Annotated in this window: 14 protein-coding genes and 1 pseudogene; 5 read left to right on the plus strand and 10 right to left on the minus strand. The window is 69.2% G+C overall.

The window, feature by feature from the left end; all coding sequences use genetic code 11:
• Nucleotides 1–50 precede the first annotated feature (50 nt).
• On the plus strand, nt 51–2,072 hold the full coding sequence (locus tag LHP98_RS06690; RefSeq protein ID WP_227251752.1) for a hypothetical protein: 2,022 nt from the start codon (nt 51–53) through the stop codon (nt 2,070–2,072).
• A gap of 13 nt (nt 2,073–2,085) precedes the next feature.
• On the opposite strand, the gene LHP98_RS06695 is transcribed toward LHP98_RS06690, so the two are convergent.
• Both LHP98_RS06695 and LHP98_RS19685 read right to left on the minus strand, forming a co-directional pair.
• Entirely contained in the window at nt 2,086–3,111 is a 1,026-nt protein-coding gene (locus LHP98_RS06695) for a phosphatase PAP2 family protein (protein WP_227252071.1), read from the minus strand.
• Between the two features lie 27 nt (nt 3,112–3,138).
• Nucleotides 3,139–3,252: pseudogene (locus tag LHP98_RS19685) on the minus strand (hypothetical protein); the annotation flags it as partial.
• Nucleotides 3,253–3,411: 159 nt separating this feature from the next.
• Here LHP98_RS19685 and LHP98_RS06705 point away from each other — a divergent pair.
• Nucleotides 3,412–5,061 (plus strand): hypothetical protein, encoded by a 1,650-nt coding sequence (locus LHP98_RS06705; RefSeq protein WP_227251753.1) that lies wholly within the window; start codon nt 3,412–3,414, stop codon nt 5,059–5,061.
• Here LHP98_RS06705 and mgrA read toward each other — a convergent pair.
• On the minus strand, nt 5,053–6,093 hold the full coding sequence (gene mgrA, locus LHP98_RS06710) for an L-glyceraldehyde 3-phosphate reductase (RefSeq protein WP_227251754.1): 1,041 nt from the start codon (nt 6,091–6,093) through the stop codon (nt 5,053–5,055). The genes LHP98_RS06705 and mgrA overlap by 9 nt on opposite strands.
• Before the next feature lie 91 nt (nt 6,094–6,184).
• Here mgrA and LHP98_RS06715 point away from each other — a divergent pair, with 91 nt between their 5' ends.
• Entirely contained in the window at nt 6,185–7,045 is an 861-nt protein-coding gene (locus LHP98_RS06715; RefSeq protein ID WP_227251755.1) for a YihY/virulence factor BrkB family protein, read from the plus strand.
• A 6-nt stretch (nt 7,046–7,051) separates the two neighbouring features.
• On the opposite strand, the gene xylA is transcribed toward LHP98_RS06715, so the two are convergent.
• The 5 genes from xylA to LHP98_RS06740 form a co-directional block, all read right to left on the minus strand.
• Complete coding sequence (xylA, locus tag LHP98_RS06720; RefSeq protein ID WP_227251756.1) at nt 7,052–8,353, minus strand: xylose isomerase; 1,302 nt, start codon at nt 8,351–8,353, stop codon at nt 7,052–7,054.
• Nucleotides 8,350–9,786 carry a xylulokinase gene (xylB, locus tag LHP98_RS06725; protein ID WP_227251757.1) on the minus strand — a complete coding sequence of 479 codons (1,437 nt, stop codon included), beginning with the start codon at nt 9,784–9,786 and terminating at the stop codon, nt 8,350–8,352. The genes xylA and xylB overlap by 4 nt, the downstream gene beginning before the upstream one ends.
• Nucleotides 9,786–10,547, minus strand: a complete 762-nt coding sequence (locus LHP98_RS06730) for an ATP-binding cassette domain-containing protein (protein WP_227251758.1) — start codon at nt 10,545–10,547, stop codon at nt 9,786–9,788. Before LHP98_RS06730 ends, xylB begins: the two co-directional genes overlap by 1 nt.
• Nucleotides 10,548–10,558: 11 nt before the next feature.
• Entirely contained in the window at nt 10,559–11,989 is a 1,431-nt protein-coding gene (locus tag LHP98_RS06735; RefSeq protein ID WP_227251759.1) for a sugar ABC transporter permease, read from the minus strand.
• Between the two features lie 156 nt (nt 11,990–12,145).
• Nucleotides 12,146–13,171 carry a substrate-binding domain-containing protein gene (locus tag LHP98_RS06740; RefSeq protein ID WP_227251760.1) on the minus strand — a complete coding sequence of 342 codons (1,026 nt, stop codon included), beginning with the start codon at nt 13,169–13,171 and terminating at the stop codon, nt 12,146–12,148.
• A 212-nt stretch (nt 13,172–13,383) separates the two neighbouring features.
• Here LHP98_RS06740 and LHP98_RS06745 point away from each other — a divergent pair, with 212 nt between their 5' ends.
• A complete protein-coding gene (locus tag LHP98_RS06745; RefSeq protein ID WP_227251761.1) occupies nt 13,384–14,667 on the plus strand; it encodes an ROK family transcriptional regulator in 1,284 nt (427 codons plus the stop codon).
• Here LHP98_RS06745 and LHP98_RS06750 read toward each other — a convergent pair.
• Together LHP98_RS06750 and LHP98_RS06755 are read right to left on the minus strand one after the other, a co-directional pair.
• Entirely contained in the window at nt 14,661–15,641 is a 981-nt protein-coding gene (locus LHP98_RS06750) for a hypothetical protein (RefSeq protein ID WP_227251762.1), read from the minus strand. The two genes, LHP98_RS06745 and LHP98_RS06750, sit on opposite strands and share 7 nt — an antisense overlap.
• Complete coding sequence (locus LHP98_RS06755) at nt 15,638–16,471, minus strand: SDR family oxidoreductase (protein WP_227251763.1); 834 nt, start codon at nt 16,469–16,471, stop codon at nt 15,638–15,640. Before LHP98_RS06755 ends, LHP98_RS06750 begins: the two co-directional genes overlap by 4 nt.
• A gap of 48 nt (nt 16,472–16,519) precedes the next feature.
• Between LHP98_RS06755 and LHP98_RS06760 the strand changes: the two genes are divergently transcribed.
• A complete protein-coding gene (locus LHP98_RS06760) occupies nt 16,520–17,185 on the plus strand; it encodes a class I SAM-dependent DNA methyltransferase (RefSeq protein ID WP_227251764.1) in 666 nt (221 codons plus the stop codon).
• Nucleotides 17,186–17,216 lie beyond the last annotated feature (31 nt).

Below are 17,216 nucleotides of genomic sequence, written 5' to 3' on the forward strand. Positions count from 1 at the left end.
TGTGGCAGCATGCGTGCAATTTCCTTCCGCAGGATTTGCACGGGGACCCGATGGATTTGCACTGGACAGCGGCGACGTCTTACTCGGGCCTTGGTCCCTATGCCGACTGGGAGGCCGCGGTCGAGGCGGCCGAGGGTGGACCACCGCGCCGGGTGCCGCTGTTCGTGCGGCTGGTCGATCCGGGCGATGGCACCGATCTTGTCGCCGCGCTGGCTCAGGCCCTGACCCTGCCCTTCGTCGATTTCGCGGCGCATGAACGCGACCTGCTGGAGACCGAGCGCCTGCACGCCGGCCCCGGCTGGCCGCACGAGGTGCGTTTCGTCGCCTTTGTGGCAAGGTCCGACCTGGACCGGCTGCCCGCGGCCTGGGTGGTGCTGGCGGCCGGGCCGGGCTTTGTTCCGGCCGAGCCGATGGCCCGCTTCGCCCCCTGCGATCTTTGCGCCACCCGGGGCCGGCTTGACCCCGCCGTGCCCGTGCTGGCCATCCTCGACGACGGCATCGGCTATCTGAATGTCCGCTTTCGTGCCGGCCTGGACCGGACTCGCGTGCTGGGCGTCTGGCTGCAGGCCGCCGAGCGTCGGGCGCAGGGTCCGCTGGCGCCGTCTCGTGATATCCGGATGGGGCGGGTGCTGACCGCGGCCGAGATCGACGCCCAGCTTGCCTCGGGCCTGCCCGAGGCCGATCTCTACCGCCAGGCCAACCGCGCGCTATACCCGCGGACCGAGCGGGCGGCGACCGATCGCCGGGTCACCCACGGCACCCATGTGCTGGACCTGGCCGCCGGGGCGCGCTTTGCCGAGCCGATGGCCGCGGTGCCGATTCTGGCGGTGCAGTTGCCGCCGGCCTCGATCCGCGAATCCGCCGGACGGCGGATGGCGGCGCATCTGGTGCAGGGTCTGCGCTGGTGCCTGGCCGAGCTCTTGCGGCAGTCGGACGGAATCGCCGTGCCGCCGCTGGTGGTGAACCTGTCGCTGGGGTCTCTGGGCGGACCGGGCGATGCCAGCGAGTTCCTGGCCGAATGGCTGGCCTATGAGGTTTCCCGCCACGCCCGGCTGGCACCGGGGGCCGAGGTGCGGGTGACCGGCGCCTATGGCAATGCCCGGCTGTCGCGGCTGGTGGCGCGGGCCGAGTTGCGAATCGACCGCCCGCTGCGGCTGGATTGGCGAGTGCTGCCGGACGACCGGACCTCGAGCTTTCTGGAACTGCGGGTCGAAAGCACCCTGGCGCGCGGCCTGCGGCTGCGGCTGACGCCGCCACCCGCCGCCGGGCGGCCCCCGCTGACAATCGACTGGCCCGGTGTTTCGGGTCAGGGCTGGCGGCTGGACACACCGCATGGGCCACTTGCCGCCGTGCAGGCGGTGCCAGAGGCCAGCGGCCAGCTTCTGCTGCATCTGGCGCTGGCGCCCACGGTCGCCTTTGGCGGGCTTGCGGTGGCGCCGCCGGGGCGCTGGCAGGTGGACATCGCCACGACCGAAAACGAGCCGGTGCTTCTGACGGCCAAGGTGCAGCGCGACGATACGCCCTTCGGCCACCCACCTTTCGGCCGGCAAAGCTGGCTGGACCATCCCGAAGGCTGGGTCTGGGAAGCGCAGTCGCACAGCTACACCGCACCGCGGGCCGGCAGCGGCGGAGCGGATTGCCCGGTCACGCGGGAAGGCACCCATGTCGCCTTTGGCGGAGCGGATGATCCGGGCGTGGTGCTGGTCGGGGCCGCTCGGCCGGTTCCTGGTCAGCCGGCAGCGTCGCGGCCGTCGCTCTATGCGGCCGAAGGTGTGGTGCAGTTGCGCCGGCCCGGCGAATCCCTCGGGCCGGCTCTGGCGGCGCGTGGCGACGACGGAGCGGTGCTGACCGGGGTTCGCGCGGCAGGCACGCTGACCGGCAGCCAGGCCCGGCTGGCTGGCAGTTCGATGGCGGCGCCAGCGGTGGCGCGGCGGCTGCTGGACTATTTCCGGACCGTGCCCCAGGGCCGCCGAACCCCCGCCGCCGAACGCGCGGCGCTGTTGGGCCCGGCCCCGGCCGCGTCGCCGCCTGTCGATCCGCAGCTTGGCGCCGGGGTTCTGGCCGGGACCTGACGCGCCTGCGGCCTCAGGCCGCCGGGCCGGGTCCCCATTCGGTCACCGCAGCCCGCCAAAGCTGCGGCAGGACCGACCAGTCCTGCGCCGCCGCCACCGTGCCGCTGTCGCGCTTCCAGCCGGTGCCGGTTCCCAGGCCCAGGTGGGCGCACCACTTGGCCAGGGTGAAATCGCCCTGCCAGTCGTCGCCGCGGGCAGAAAACTCGGGCACCGGGAAGGTGCCGCCACCGCCCAGGCAATGCGCCACGAAGCCCAGGCCCAGCGACAGGCCCAGCAGCGCCCCATGCGCGCTGTCCACCGGAAAATGCAGCCCCGCCACCGTGCGGTTGTCGGCGATCCGCGCCGCCAGGCGATACAGCAGCACCGTCGCGTCCACGTCGGGGGCCGCCTCGGCCACCGGGGTCAGGTGGGTCAGCAGGGCGTCGACCAACCCCGCGTCCGGCGTGCCCTGCCCGGAAAGCCGCAGCGCCGCGATCAGCGTGGCCAGGGCAAAGGCTTCGGTGGCATGGCCGGACGGATAGGCCGAATGCCCCGGCGTGGCGATCACCGGCTGGATTTGCGGCGACAGGTCGCAAGGCCGCAAGACCGAGCAGAAATGCTTGATCCGCTGTTCCTGCGCCACCACCGTGTCATGCATCGCTGCGATCAGCCCGTTGCTCATGCGCTTGCGATCGAACCCCAGCGGCTGCTGGGCGGCGAAGAACCGCAAGAGATCGCCTTGCTGGGCGAGGATTTCGGGCAGCCGGTCGGCCCGCAGGTCCATTGCCGTGCGAACCTCGGCCATCTGCTCTGCAATCTTCTGCGGGCCAGGCCGTTGCAGAGTCAGCAGCTCATCCTCGCCCCGCAGCACGTGGGCCGCCGCCTTCGGCACCACCGAGAACAGCCGGCCACCCTCTTGCGCCAGCACCACGGCACGCGGGAACGGGTCCAGCCGCATCAGCCGGGTCAGGTCGTCGGCGCGCGAGTCGGCAGGCACCGGAACCGAGCCGTCCCAGTAACCCATCAGCCCCTCGGCCGTCAGCGCCAGTGCCGAGGCCATCAGCGGAGAGTCGCCACTGCCGTGCGAACCGTGCGAGCCATGCGAACCGTGCGAGCCATGAGACCCATGCGAGCCGTGGGAACCGTGGGACCCATGCGAGCCGTGGGAACCGTGTGATCCGTGCGAACCTAGCGTCGTCATGGCTGTCTCCCCCCGCGACTTTCGCCAAGATTGCCCTTGATCTGGGGCCGCGCCTAGCGGTCAGACGGAGACCGAATCTGATTTGACGAGAAATTCACGATTCTTGAACATCTGAAAACCTTCGGTAAGGTTGCGCAACGGTATCTGGGGGCAATCGGAATGTTCGTGCGCCTAATCGGCGCCTTCGAGATGCGTGACGACTCCGGCCGGGATTGCACCCCGCGCGGGGCGAAGACGCGCGCCCTGATCGCCATGCTTTGCCAAACCCCGGACCGCCGCCGCCCGCGCCGCTGGCTGGAAGGCAAGCTTTGGTCCGACCGCGGCGCCGAGCAGGCCTCGGGCAGCCTGCGTCAATCGCTGATGGAATTGCGCAAGTCCCTGGGCGAAGCGTCTGCCACCCTGCTGACCGACCGCGATTCGGTACAACTGGCAGAGATGTCCACCGATCTGGACGGCGACGCCGCCGCTGCCATCGCGGCGATGCGGCTGGGGCGCGAGTTCCTGGAGGGCATCGACATCGTCGATCCCGCCTTTCTGGACTGGCTGCGCGAGGAGCGCCGGCGCATCGCCGTGGCGCTTTTGCCTTCGGGCACGGCGGCGCCGGCCCTGGCCGGCACGGCGGCGGACCGGCCCCCCTTTGTCGTGCAATATGGCGCCCTTCCCGACGGGGTGGGCAACTTCGCCGCGCGCGAACTGGCGCTGGGCATCGCCCGGCTGGCCGCCGAGTTCTCGCATCTTGACCTTTACGGCGTCGATGGCACCGCCGTGCCGGCGCAGATTCCCGCCGGCGGTCTGGTCCTGCACCTGGAAGGCGCCGAAATCCAGGGCCGCGTGCACATGATGGCCAGCCTTGTCGCCCGGTCGAACCGGCAGACGGTCTGGAGCCAGCGCCTGGCGGTCAGCGAGCCCGACGAAGTCGCCCTGGGCCTGGGCGAAGTGCCGCCGCTGGTCTTTCAGGCCGCCGAGGCCACGCTCTTGCAGATGCCCCGGCTGGCCGAGGAACCCCTGTGCACTGCCGCGCTGGCGGTGAATGCCCGGATTGCCCGGGCGATGACCGACATCTTCAGCTATGACGGCGCCCGTCTGCGCGCCGCCGACCTGCTTCTGGCCGAAGCGCAGGAAATCCTGCCATCGGCCCGGCTTTGTGCCTGGCGCAGCCTGGTGCGGCAGATCATGTTCGTCGAGCGCACCGAGGATGACCCCCGCCGCCTGCAGTCCGAAGCCGACGCCTTTGCCCGCAATGCGCTGGAGCACACCGCCGGCAACCCTCTGGTGCTGGCACTGGTCAGCCACGCCAGGGTGATGGTGGACGAGAACCCCGAGGCCGGCACCGTGCTGGCCCGCGATGCGGTGCGCCTGTCGCCGTTCAACGCCTTTGGCTACTGGTCCGAGGCGGCCGCCAACATCCGCCACGAACGCCTGCCCGAGGCGCTGGCCTCGGCCCGCCGCGGCGCCGCCATCGCCTCGCGCAGTTCCATCGGCCACTGGTGGGAGGCGCTGTCGGGCCTTGCCGCGCTGCGTGGCGGCCTGATCGCCCCGGCCATCGCGCATTACGAGGCCGCGCATTACCGCGCGCCCAGCTTCCGCGCCGCGATGCGCCATCTGGCCTATCTCTACCTCGAAGCCGAAGCGCCCGCAAAGGCCCGCCGCGTGCTGACCGCGCTGGTCCGGGCCGAGCCGGATTTCCACCCCGCCCGGCTGTTGACCGAGGATTACCCCGCCACCACCCTGCGCCGCAGCGGTCTGGCCGAGCGTCACCTTGACGCCATGACCGTCTTGCTGTGCCAGGCCGCGTCCGGCTCAGGCTGAGGACGACTGTGCCCAGAGGTTGATCTCGGGTTCTTCCGCGATGGCATCGATGGCCGCCAGTTCTGCGGCGCTGAAGTCCAGGTTGCGGATGGCGCCGGCGCAGTCGGTCACCTGCTCCGGCCGGCTGGCGCCGATCAGCGCGCTGGTGATGCCGGGGCCGGTCTTGCCGGGCCGCAGCACCCAGGCCAGCGCCATCTGTGCCAGCGTCTGCCCGCGCGCCGCGGCGACGTCGGCCAGCGCCCGCACCGAGGCCAGCGCCCGCGGCGTGATGGTCCCCGGGTCCAGGCTTTTGCCCTGTGCCGCCCGACTTCCGGCTGGAATGCCGCCCAGATACTTCGAGGTCAGAATCCCCTGCGCCAACGGGGTAAAGGCGATGGACCCGATTCCCAGATCGTCCAGCGTCTCTTTCAGCCCGTCGTCTTCGACCCAGCGGTTCAGGATCGAATAGCTGGGCTGGTGAATCACGCAAGGCGTGCCCAGCTCTTTCAGGATCGCCGCCGCCTCGCGCGTCCGCGCGCTGTTGTAGCTGGAGATGCCGACATACAGCGCCCGGCCGCTGCGCACGATGTGATCCAGCGCGCCCATGGTTTCCTCAAGCGGCGTGTCGGGGTCGACCCGATGGGAATAGAAGATGTCCACATAATCCAGCCCCATCCGTTTCAGGCTCTGGTCGCAGCTGGCGATCAGGTACTTGCGGCTGCCCCATTCGCCATGGGGGCCGTCCCACATCAGGTATCCGGCCTTGCTGCTGATGATCAACTGATCGCGAAAGCCGGCGAAATCGGTGCGCAGGATGTCCCCGAAGGCCTCTTCGGCGCTGCCCGGCGGCGGGCCATAGTTGTTGGCCAGGTCGAAATGCGTGATGCCGTGGTCGAAGGCCGTGCGGCAGATCGCCTGCTTCACCCCATGCGGCGTGTCGTGGCCGAAGTTGTGCCACAGCCCCAGGCTGATCGCCGGCAGCATCAGTCCCGACCGCCCGCAGCGGCGATAGGTCATCCGGTCATATCGGTCGGCGGCGGGGGTATAGGGCATCGGCGCGTCCTCCTCGTTCGGGCGGAATGTCCCATGCGCCGCCCCCGCCTTCAAGTTGCGCCGCGCTGCAATTCGCCCCAGACTGCCCCGCATGAGGTTTCTCCGGCATTTCCAGCGCTTCCTGATCGCGGTCCTGACACGGGTGGGTGACGGCCACTTCGGCCTGATCGCCGCCGGCGTGGCCTTCTACGCCCTGTTCGCCGTCTTTCCCGGCCTTGCCGCCGTGGTGGCGATCTGGAGCATAATGGCCGACCCCTCGGTGATCGCCGGCTACCTCTCGGTGGCCGAGCGCTTCCTGCCTGCCGAGGCCGCGGCGCTGGTCCACGACCAGGTTGCCGCATTGCTGGCCGCCCCCCGCGCCGCGCTGGGCTGGACGACCTTCGTCTCGCTGGCCATCGCGCTTTATTCCGCGCGCGCCGGCGTGTCGGCGCTGGTGCAGGGGCTGGATGTGGTCCACCGCGCGCAGCCCCGCGGCTGGATCGCCGGCTATGCGGTCGATTTCATCCTGACCGCCGCCCTGATCGGCGCATTGTTCGTGGCGCTGGCGACGGTCGTCATCGTGCCCATCGTGCTGAACTACCTGACGCTTGGGCCGTTCGAGGCCTGGCTGACCCACATCCTGCCCTGGGCGGCGATGTTCGTCTTCGTGCTGACCTGCCTCGCGATCCTGTACCGCTTCGGCCCCAACGTGCCGGGCGGGTTCCGCTCGCCCTTCATCAGCGTCGGCGTCACCTTTGCGGCGCTGGCCTGGGCCGGCGTTTCCATCGGCTTCTCGCTCTACCTGGCCAACTTCAACAGCTACAACCGCATCTACGGCTCGATCGGAGCCGTGGTGATCCTGATGATGTGGCTATACCTGTCGGTCTGGGCCGTGCTGGTCGGCGGCGCGATCAATGCCGAGTTGCACAACCGCGCCCGCCTTTTCCGCCAGATGGGCCGTCGCTGGCGCTAGAGCGGACTAGAGATACCGGTTCCACAGGTTCTCAAGCCGCTCCTGCCGACCTGACCGCGGTTGCGGCTCAAGCCCTTCCGCCGTCACCCGCGAAGCGGCGTCCTGCAGCGATCCCTTCAGCATCGCCTGCGCCGCCGGCGTCAGCCAGCCGGCGTAGCGAACCTTCCGGGCCGTCTCCATCTCACCCGATTCCAGCAGCGCCGCCGCGCATTTCAGCGCCCGCGCGCAGGTGTCCATGCCGCCGACATGGGCCAGGATCAGGTCTTCCGGATCCAGGCTCTGGCGGCGGATCTTGGCGTCGAAATTGGTGCCGCCGGTGGTATAGCCGCCCGCCCGCAGGATCTCGTAGAAGGCCACCGCCTTTTCCGCATGGTTGTTCGGAAACTGGTCGGTGTCCCAGCCCGACTGATAGTCGTTCCGGTTCATGTCGATCGACCCGAAAATCCCCAGGGCCGAGGCGAGTGCGATCTCGTGCTCGAAGCTGTGCCCCGCCAGGATCGCGTGGCCCTGCTCGATGTTGGTCTTCACCTCACCCTCAAGCCCGAAGTCCTTGAGGAACCCGTAAACCGTGGCCACGTCGTAATCGTACTGGTGCTTCGATGGCTCTTGCGGTTTCGGCTCGATCAGGATGCTGCCCTTGAAGCCGATCTTGTGCTTGTACTCGACCACCTGCTGCAGGAACCGCCCGGCGTGCTGGCGTTCGGCCCGCAGGTCGGTGTTCAGCAGCGTCTCATAGCCCTCGCGCCCGCCCCACAGCACATAGTTCTGACCGCCCAGGCGGTGGGTGACATCCATGTTCGCCTTCACCGTGGCGGCGGCATAGGCATAGACATCCGGGTCGGGGTTGGTTGCCGCGCCCGACATGAACCGCCGGTGGCTGAACAGGTTCGCCGTGCCCCACAGCAGCTTGGCCTTGTGCCGGGCCTGCTTGGCCTCAAGGTAATCGGCCATTGCGTTCAGGTTCTTGAGCGACTCGGCGAAGGTCGCCCCTTCGGGGCGCACATCGGCATCGTGAAAGCAGTAGAACGGCACGCCGAGAAGATCGAACATCTCGAAGGCCACGTCGGCCTTGAGCCGCGCCAGATTCATCGTGTCGCCGAACCAGGGCCGCTGGAAGGTCTGCCCGCCGAAGGGGTCGCCGCCCGGCCAGGCGAAGCTGTGCCACCAGGCCACCGCGAACCGCAGATGGTCCTCCAGCCGCTTGCCCAGCACCACCTCGTCGGGGTTGTAGTGACGGAAGGCGAATTCGTTGGTGCTTTCGGGGCCTTCGTAGCGGATGGCCGGGATGCCATTGAAGAAATCGGTCATGTCAGATCCTTGAGTGCGGTTTGCGCGGCGCGAAAACGGGCGTGGCCCGCATCGAAGGCCGCCATAAGGGAAGCATCGGGTTCCACCACCCGCGCGATCTTGGGCAGGGTGGCGATTTCCGCCCCCGCCCCGGTGGCCGCCATCAGCGCCAGCCGTGCCGCGCCAAAGGCGCCGCCGAAATCGCCGGCCACCGGCAGGCTGACCGGCACCCCCAGTGCGGTGGCAATCAGCTTCAGCCAGTAGTCCGACCGCGACCCGCCGCCCACCGCCAGCAGCGATCCGATCGTTGTCCCCGTCGCCGCCAGCGCATCGCGGCAATCGCGGATGGCGAAGGTCACGCCCTCCAGCACCGCCCGCGTCGCCGCCGCGCGGTCGGTCGCGTGCTCCAGCCCGGCAAAGGCACCGCGCACCGAGGCGGAATTCAGCGGCGTCCGCTCTCCCCCCAGATAGGGCAGGAACACCGTATGCCCCGGCGCCTTTAGCGCCCCCAGTTCCCCGGTCAGGGCCGAAGCCTCGGCCCCCACCAACCGCGCATACCAGTTCAGCGCATCCGTGGCGGCCAGGATCACCCCCATCTGGTGCCAGGTGCCCGGCAGGGCATGGCAGAAGGTGTGCACCGCCGTCGCCGGATCGGGCTGATAGCCGTCGTTCGCCGCAAACAGCACGCCGCTGGTGCCCAGCGAGACAAAGGCCTCGCCCGCGCGCACCACGCCCACGCCCACGCCCGAGGCCGCATTGTCGCCGCCACCGCCGGCCACCACCACGCCCTTGGGCAAGCCCCAGCGCGCCGCCAGGGCCGGGCGCAGGGCGCCGGAAACCTGCGACCCCTCGACCAGCCGCGGCATGTTCGCCCGGCTCAGCCCTGTCGCCGCCAGCAGATCATCCGACCAGTCCCGCGCGCCGGTATCCAGCCAGCTTGTCCCCGCCGCGTCCGACATCTCGGCGACATGCTCTCCGGTCAGCCACAGCCGCAGGTAATCCTTCGGCAGCAGCACCCGCGCCAGCCGTGCCCGCAGCGCCGGTTCGTGCCGGGCCACCCACATCACCTTGGGCGCGGTAAAGCCCGGGAACACGATGTTCCCCGACACCCGCCGGAACATCGGGTCAGCGTCCAGTTCGGCGGCTTCCTGATGGGACCGGGTGTCGTTCCACAGGATGCAGGGCCGCAGCACCTCATCCGCCTTGTCCAGCAGCGTGGCGCCGTGCATCTGCCCCGAAAGCCCGATGCCCCGCACCGCGCCCAGCCCGTGCGCCGCCAGCCCGTCCAGCACCGCTTCGGCCGCGGCGATCCAGTCGGCCGGCGACTGCTCGCTCCAGCCTTCGGCCGGGCGCTGCACGGTCAGCGGCGCGGTCGCTTCGGCCAGCACCTGCTGGCCTTCGGTCATCAGGACGCCCTTCAGCCCCGAGGTGCCCAGATCAAGCCCGATGAACATCAGTAGGCCTGCGGGGGTTTCTTGCCCATGATGATCATCCCCAGGATGTCATCGTCGGTCACGTCCTTGACGTCCACGCAGCCCACCCGCTGGCCGTTCTTCATCACCACGGCGCGGTCGCACAGCTTCATCACGTTGTGGATGTCGTGCTCGATCAGGAAGATCCCCAGGCCCTGCTTCTTCAGCTCCTGGATCAGCTCCGCCACCATCTGCGTCTCATGCGGGCCCAGGGCGGCGGTCGGCTCGTCCATCACCAGGATCTTGGCGTTGAAATACACCGCCCGCGCAATGGCGACCGACTGCCTTTGCCCGCCCGACAAGGCATTCACCGGCACGTTGAACTTGCGGAAGTTGGGGTTCAGCCGCCCCATGATCTTGCGCGTCTCGGCCTCCATCGTGGCATCGTCCAGGAACCCGCCGGCCCCCACCAGTTCGCGGCCCAGAAACAGGTTCGACGCCGCGTCCAGGTTGTCGGCCAGCGCAAGCGTCTGGTAGATCGTCTCGATGTTCAGCGCGCGGGCATCGCGCGGGTTGTTGATCGTGACCTTCTCGCCGTTGATCAGGATATCCCCGCTGTCGGCGTGATAGGCGCCCGACAGGCACTTGATCAGCGTCGATTTCCCGGCGCCGTTGTGGCCCAGAAGGCCCACCACCTCGCCGGGGTACAGGTCGACCGAGACGTGGTCCACCGCCTTGATGCCGCCAAAGGCGATCGAGATGTCGCGCATCTCGACCAGGGGGGTTCCGCGGGTGTCTTTCATGGCGCCCTCCGTCATTTGGAACGCTTGCGGTAGACGATGTCGACATAGACGGCCAGCACCAGCACCATGCCGACGACGATGTTCTGCACCGCCGCGTCAAAGCCGATCAGCACCATGCCGGTCTTCAGGCTTTGCATCACCAGCGCGCCCAGGATGGCGCCATAGATGGTGCCGATGCCGCCGGCGAGGGACGTCCCGCCGATCACCGCCGCTGCGATGACGTAAAGCTCGTCCAGTTCCCCAAGGCTGTTCGTGGCACTGTTCAGGCGGGCGCTGGCGACGATTGCCGACAGACCGGCCAGAAACCCCATCAGGGCAAAGATCTTGACCACCATCCGCCGGGTGTTGATGCCCGACAGTTCCGCCGCGTCGGGGTTGCCGCCGATGGCATAGACATAGCGGCCAAACCGGGTGCGGGTCATCAGGATGGTCATCACCAGGCCCACGCCCACCAGGATCAGCACCGGAATGGCAAAGCCGTGGCTGACGAACATGCCCTCTTCCGGCACGGTGATGCCGTTCGCGGTGGCGTATTGCTGCACAATGCCCTTGGGCCAGGGATAGGCGTTGACGATCAGCGTCGCCCCCAGCACCAGCCCGCAGCCCAAGGCGGCCAGCGAGACCTCGGCCCACATCGGGCGCATCGGGAAATCATGGCTTTGCCGCGCACGGCGGCCGCTGACCAGAAGCCACAGGATGCCCGCGCAGGCCAGCCCGCAGACGATCCAGCTGCCCGTCGCGCCGACCGATCCGTAAGGCCCGCCGCCCAGCAGCGCAAAGGTGCTGTCAACCGGGCTGATCGTCTCGCCCCGCGCCAGGAGGAACGCCGAGCCGCGCCAGACCAGAAGGCCGCCCAGCGTGACGATGAAAGCCGGAATGCCGCGATAGGCCACCAGCCAGCCGTGAAAGGCCCCGACCGCGGTGCCGACGGCCAGGCCGGCAATGCCGGTGATGACCCAGATCAGCGGGTGGCCAAAGCCGATGCCGGGCACCGAAACCTGCGGCCCGAACGGCAGGTTCAGGGCAAACCCGTCGGGCAGGATCCAGACCTGCACGATGCCCATCACCATGGCCGCAAAGCCCAGGACCGAGCCGACCGACAAGTCGATGTGCCGGGTGATGATCACCAGCACCATGCCGCAGGCCATGATCCCCACCGATGCCGTCTGCACCGACAGGTTCCACAGGTTGCGCGGGGTCAGAAAGGCGCCGGCATCCCACAGCGTCGCGGGCGACAGCAGGGCAAACGCGCCGTCCTGGCCGGTGCGCAAGGCTTCGACAAAGCCGCGCAGGCCCGGGTAGAAATGGAAGCCGACCCAGATCGCCACCAGCGCGCCGACCATGCCCAGAAGGCGGGTGTCGATCTCGGTGGCCCTGAGGAACCGCGCAAAGGGGCCGACCGAAGGCTCCTGCACGGGGGGATTGGTGGATGTCTGGGTCATGTCCTCGTCCAGCAGATGAGGGGCGTCATGGCGCCTGAATGAGCCGCGCAAGGACCAAGGGGCCCAGCCGCGCGGCACAGGTCATTTGCGGCCGCAAGGGCCGGCAGCCGATGAAAACCCGGCGCCGGGAAAACCCGGCACCGGGGCACTCGTCACTTACTGACAGGCGGCGACGCCTTCCATCGCGCCTTCGCAAGCCTGCTCCTTCGAGATATGGCCGGCGTCGATCACGACGTTCAGGTTGTCCTTGGTGATCGGCGTGGGGGCCAGGAAGATGGCGTTCATCTCAACACCCTTCTCGCCGCCCGACCACTTCACCGCGCCCGGCACCGCGTCCATCGCCGCACCGCCCGCCAGGGCCGAGGCGATATCCGCCGCCGCCGCGCCAAGCTGGCGGCTGTCCTTCCAAACAGAAACGGTCTGGCTGCCGCGCGCCACCCGGTTCAGCGCCGCAAGGTCGCCGTCCTGGCCGCCGACCGGAATGACCAGGCCCTGCGCCGACAGGGCTGCGATCACGCCGCCCGCCATGCCGTCGTTCTCGGCCAGAACCGCGTCAACGGCGTTGGCATTGGCGGTCAGGATCTGCTCCATGTTCGCCTGGGCGTTTTCCGGCTTCCAGCCTTCGCTGAAGGCCTCGCCGACGATCTTGATCTTGCCGGCTTCGACATCGGCGCCGATCACTTCCATCATGCCTTCCAGCAGGAAGGCGGCGTTCGGGTCGCCCGGGTCACCCTTGATGATGGCGTAATTGCCCTCGGGCTTGGCGGCCTTGACGGTTTCGGCGATGATCTTGCCGACGCCCTTGTTGTCGAAGGTCAGGTAGAAGGCGCGGTTGTCCTCGATCAGGCGGTCATAGCCGACGACCGGAATGCCCTCTGCCGCGGCCTTGTCCACCGCCGGGCCGATGGCATCCTTGTCCATCGCCAGGATGATCAGCGCATCCACGCCCTGGGCGATCAGCGCTTCCACATCGGTCAGCTGCTTGGCGGCCGAGCCTTGCGCGTCGGCCGAGACATAGGTGTTGCCGGCCGCTTCCAGCGCGCCCTTGATGGCGGCTTCGTCGGTTTTCCAGCGCTCTTCCTGGAAGTTCGACCACGACACGCCGACGGTCAGGCCTTCCGCCAGTGCCGCCGAGGAAAAGCCGGCCGCCGCGATGATCGCGGCGAGGAATGTCTTCTGCATATGTAACCTCCCGTTGGATACGGCCCGTGCAGGCCGGACCGGCAGATTCGCCGATACGCGGGGAAAGTGCCGCCAATAATTTCAGTTGTCAAAATAAAAATGGTCGGCAATCTTGGCGCTGCCCGATATCTGGCCCGCTTTTCGCTGCCATGCAGCAATTCGCAGGCATACAAACAAGATTTCGGGGGATTATTGCTTCGGAGACTGAATAAATGGCGCCATCCAGGCTGAAGGAGGGGAATTCCACGCCGCGCCGCGGCGTCGGGCCGCTGATTCCGCCCCTGTCGGAAGGCCAGCGCCCGCTGCGCCAGCAGGTGTTCGAACGGGTCCGCGCCGCCGGGCTGATTCCCCGCGTGACTTTGGCGCGCGAACTTGCCGTCTCGCCCGCCTCCGTCACCACGATCACCCAGGAACTCATCGAGGCCGGGCTGATCGAGGAATTGCCCGCCCCCCGCGATGCCGAATCCGCCGGCCGCGGCCGCCCCGCCGTGGCACTGGGCGTGCGCCAAAGCGCCCACCGCGTGGCGGGAATGAAGCTGTCCGACCGCGAACACACCGCCGTCATCGTCGATTTCGCCGGCAACCTGATCGCCGACGACGTCATCCCCCGCCGCCCCGGCCCGATGGCCCTGTCCGACCTGCTGGACGCTGTCGAGGCCCTGCTTGACCGCGTCTGCGCCAAGGCCAGCCTTTCCCGCGCCGACCTGTCCGCCGTCGGCATCGGCGTCCCCGGCTTCGTCGACACGGCCGAAGGCATGGTCCTGTGGTCCTCGGTCCTGTCCGAGCGCCCGGTGCCGTTGGCCGCCGCCGCCTCGGCCCGGCTGTCGCTGCCCGTCACCATCGACAACGACGCCAACCTTGTCGCGCTGGCCGAACAATGGTTCGGCGCCGGCCGCGCGCTGTCCGACTTTGCCGTCGTCACCATCGAACATGGCGTCGGCATGGGCTTCGTGATGAACCACCGCGTCTATCGCGGTGCCCAGCGGGTGGGGCTGGAACTGGGCCATACCAAGGTGCAACTCGATGGCGCGCTGTGCCGCTGCGGCCAGCGCGGCTGCCTTGAGGCCTATATCGCCGACTACGCCCTGGCGCGCGAGGCCTCGACCGCGCTGAACTGGGGCCACAAGGAAGGCCAGCCGATCAACGTCCTGCTGGAAAGCCTCTATGACCACGCCAAGGCCGGCAATGCCACTGCCCGCAGCATCTTCCGCCGCGCCGGCCGCTACCTGGCGGTGGGCCTGTCGAACGTGATCAACCTCTTCGACCCCGCGCTGATCATCCTGTCCGGGGAACGGATGCGCTACGACTACCTCTACGCCGCCGAGACCCTGGCCGAGATGGACAGCCTGGCCATCGACACCGGCCGCCCCCGCCCGCCGATCGAGATTCACGCCTGGGGCGACCTGCTCTGGGCCCACGGCGCCGCGGCGCTGGCCCTGTCCGCGGTGACCGAAGGCCTTCTCGCCCCCGCCGCCCGCGACATCGCCGCTCAGTAGCCGCTGAAATCGGTCGCCGCGATCCGCGCCAGCACCGCCTCCATCGCGGCCAGCGGATCGGTGCCGGGCGCCACCTCGGGCACATACAGCATCAGCATCGCCCGCCCGTCGATGACCGCCGTCAGGCTGGTTTCCTGCAGATGCACCTGCACCCGCCCGCGGTCGTTCAGCACCCCTCGCGGCCCCATCTCGCCTTTTCTAAGGGCCATCAGCCCCTCGGACGCGGCATTTTCCAGGGCAAAGGAACTGGTGGTCAGCGTCGCCGTCATCGCCACCCCGGCCTCGACCAGATCCGACTGCACCAAGGGCTGGGCGCCGAAGAACAGGTGGTCGGGGTAATCCTCCTCTGGGGGCAGGGGAACCGTGGTGGCGCCCCCTGCCGCCGTCAGAACCGCGTCCAGATCGGCCCGCTGCGCCGTCAGCAGCTGCCGGTGCGCCACCAGAGCCGCGGCCTGCGCCGGCACCTCCGGCATCTCCTCCAAGGTCGCCGTGCCCATACCGGCCAGCGCTTCGGCAAGCCGGTTCATGGCCGCCTCGGCGCCCGGGCCCGTGGCCTCGGCCAGCGCCGCGAGGCTGGGCGACGGGGCGGCCTCGATGCGGTCGGCCGTTGCAAGGGCGCGCGGTGCCTCAGCCGGGTGAAACAGCATCCCCACGGGCGGCGCCTCTGCCAGTGCGGCCAGATCCTGCCGATGGCTTTCGGCCAGCGAGGGCGACAGCACCAGAACGACGCGGGCTTCTCCGCCCTGCCACCGGCAGAGGCCCCGCCAGTTCGGCAGCAGAAGGCGGTTCGTGGGGCTGGGGTCGGGCGTGTCCGGGCCACAGACCATCCCCTCCACTTGCGGCATAGCCGCCGCCAGCGCCGGGACGATCGCCTCCGCCAGAGATGCCAGCTTCGCCTCGCCGTCCTCGCGGGCATTGGCCAGCAGGGGACCGGCCAGCAGCGCGACCATCGCGGCCAGGGCCAAGCGTCTCATTCTGCCTCCAGCACTGCGCGCAATCCGCTGCGATAGTCGGGGTAGCGCAGCCTTACCCCCAGTTCATCCTTGATCCGGTCGTTCCGCACCCGCTTCGACTCGGCATAGAAACTGCGCGCCATCGGCGACATCGCCGCCGCATCGTAAGGCACCGCCGGCGGCTCGGGCAGGCCCAGCAGGCGCGCGGCTTCACTGAGAACATCCTCCGGCGGGGCCGGGTCGTCGTCGCAGACGTTGTAGACCGCGCCGGGGTTCGGCCGCGCGATGCTGGCCTCCAGCACCTGCGCGATGTCCTCGACATGGATGCGGGAGAACACCTGCCCCGGCTTGAGGATCCGCCGCGCGCTGCCGTCGCGCACCTTTTCGAACGGCCCGCGCCCCGGCCCGTAGATGCCGGCCAGCCGGAACACATGCACCGGCAGCCCGGTCGCGCGCCACTGGTCCTCGGCCAGCACCCGCCAGCGGCCGCGGTCACTGGCCGGGGTGGCCGGCGTTGCCTCATCCACCCATCCGCCCTGATGGTCGCCATAGACCCCGGTGGTGGAAAGATACCCCACCCATCTGGCGGCCGAGCCTCCAATCTCCGGAGCCGCGCGCAGGAACGGATCGCCCGCCGCATCCGGCGCGGCGCTATCCAGCACATGCGTCGCCCGCGCCAGCGCCGGCGCCAGGTCGCCCGGCCAGGCCAGCGGCTCCACCCCACCGGCCCGCAGCACATCGGCGCGGGCGGCATTGCGGACCGTGCCGATCACCGCCCAGCCCTGCGGCAGCAGCCGGCGGGCCAGCGCGGCGGCGGAATACCCGTATCCCAGACAAAGCAGCGTGTTCATGGCGGCAACTATCCCCGGCCCCCGCTCCGCCCGCAAGGGCTTGATCCCGTGCTGGCGTCCCGCCATCCTGCGGCCATGCCCGACCCCGGACTGAAAGCCGCGCTGGAACTGAACGGCCCCGAGGCCTGCCTGGCCTATTACCGCGACTGGGCCGCCCGCTATGACGGCGGCTTTGCCGAGACGATGGACTACCGCCTGCCGGCCCATGTCGCCGCCGCCTACATGTCCACCGGCGCCCAGGGCCCGGTGCTGGATGTCGGGGCCGGCACCGGCCTTCTGGCCCAATCCCTGCGCGAGATGGGGTTCGCGGGCGAGATCGACGCCGCCGACTTCTCGGCCGAGATGCTGGAGCGCGCCGCCGGCAAGGGCCTCTACACCCACCTGGCGCAGGCCGACATCACCCGTCCGCTGGCCCTGCCGCGCCGCTACGCCGGCCTTGTCTCCTCCGGCACCTTCACCGCCGGCCACGTCGGCCCCGAAGCCTTGCCCAGCCTTCTGGACGTTGCCCTTCCCGGCGCGCAGTTCGCCCTGTCGGTCAACCGCAGGGTCTGGACGGCGCAGGGCTTCGACCGCGCCTTCGACGCGCTGGCCGCGCAGGGCCGCATCACCGCTCTGCAGATCATCGAGGTGCAGGTCTACGGCCCCGCCGCCACGACGCTGGACCCCGACCATGCCGCAGACCGCGCGCAGGTGGTGCTGTTCCGCGCCGCCTGACCACGTCATCAAGCCGTCACTTGCGCCGCCG

Origin of the sequence: Rhodobacter sp. Har01 (assembly GCF_020564565.1) — a bacterium.
Classification (GTDB): domain Bacteria; phylum Pseudomonadota; class Alphaproteobacteria; order Rhodobacterales; family Rhodobacteraceae; genus Pseudogemmobacter.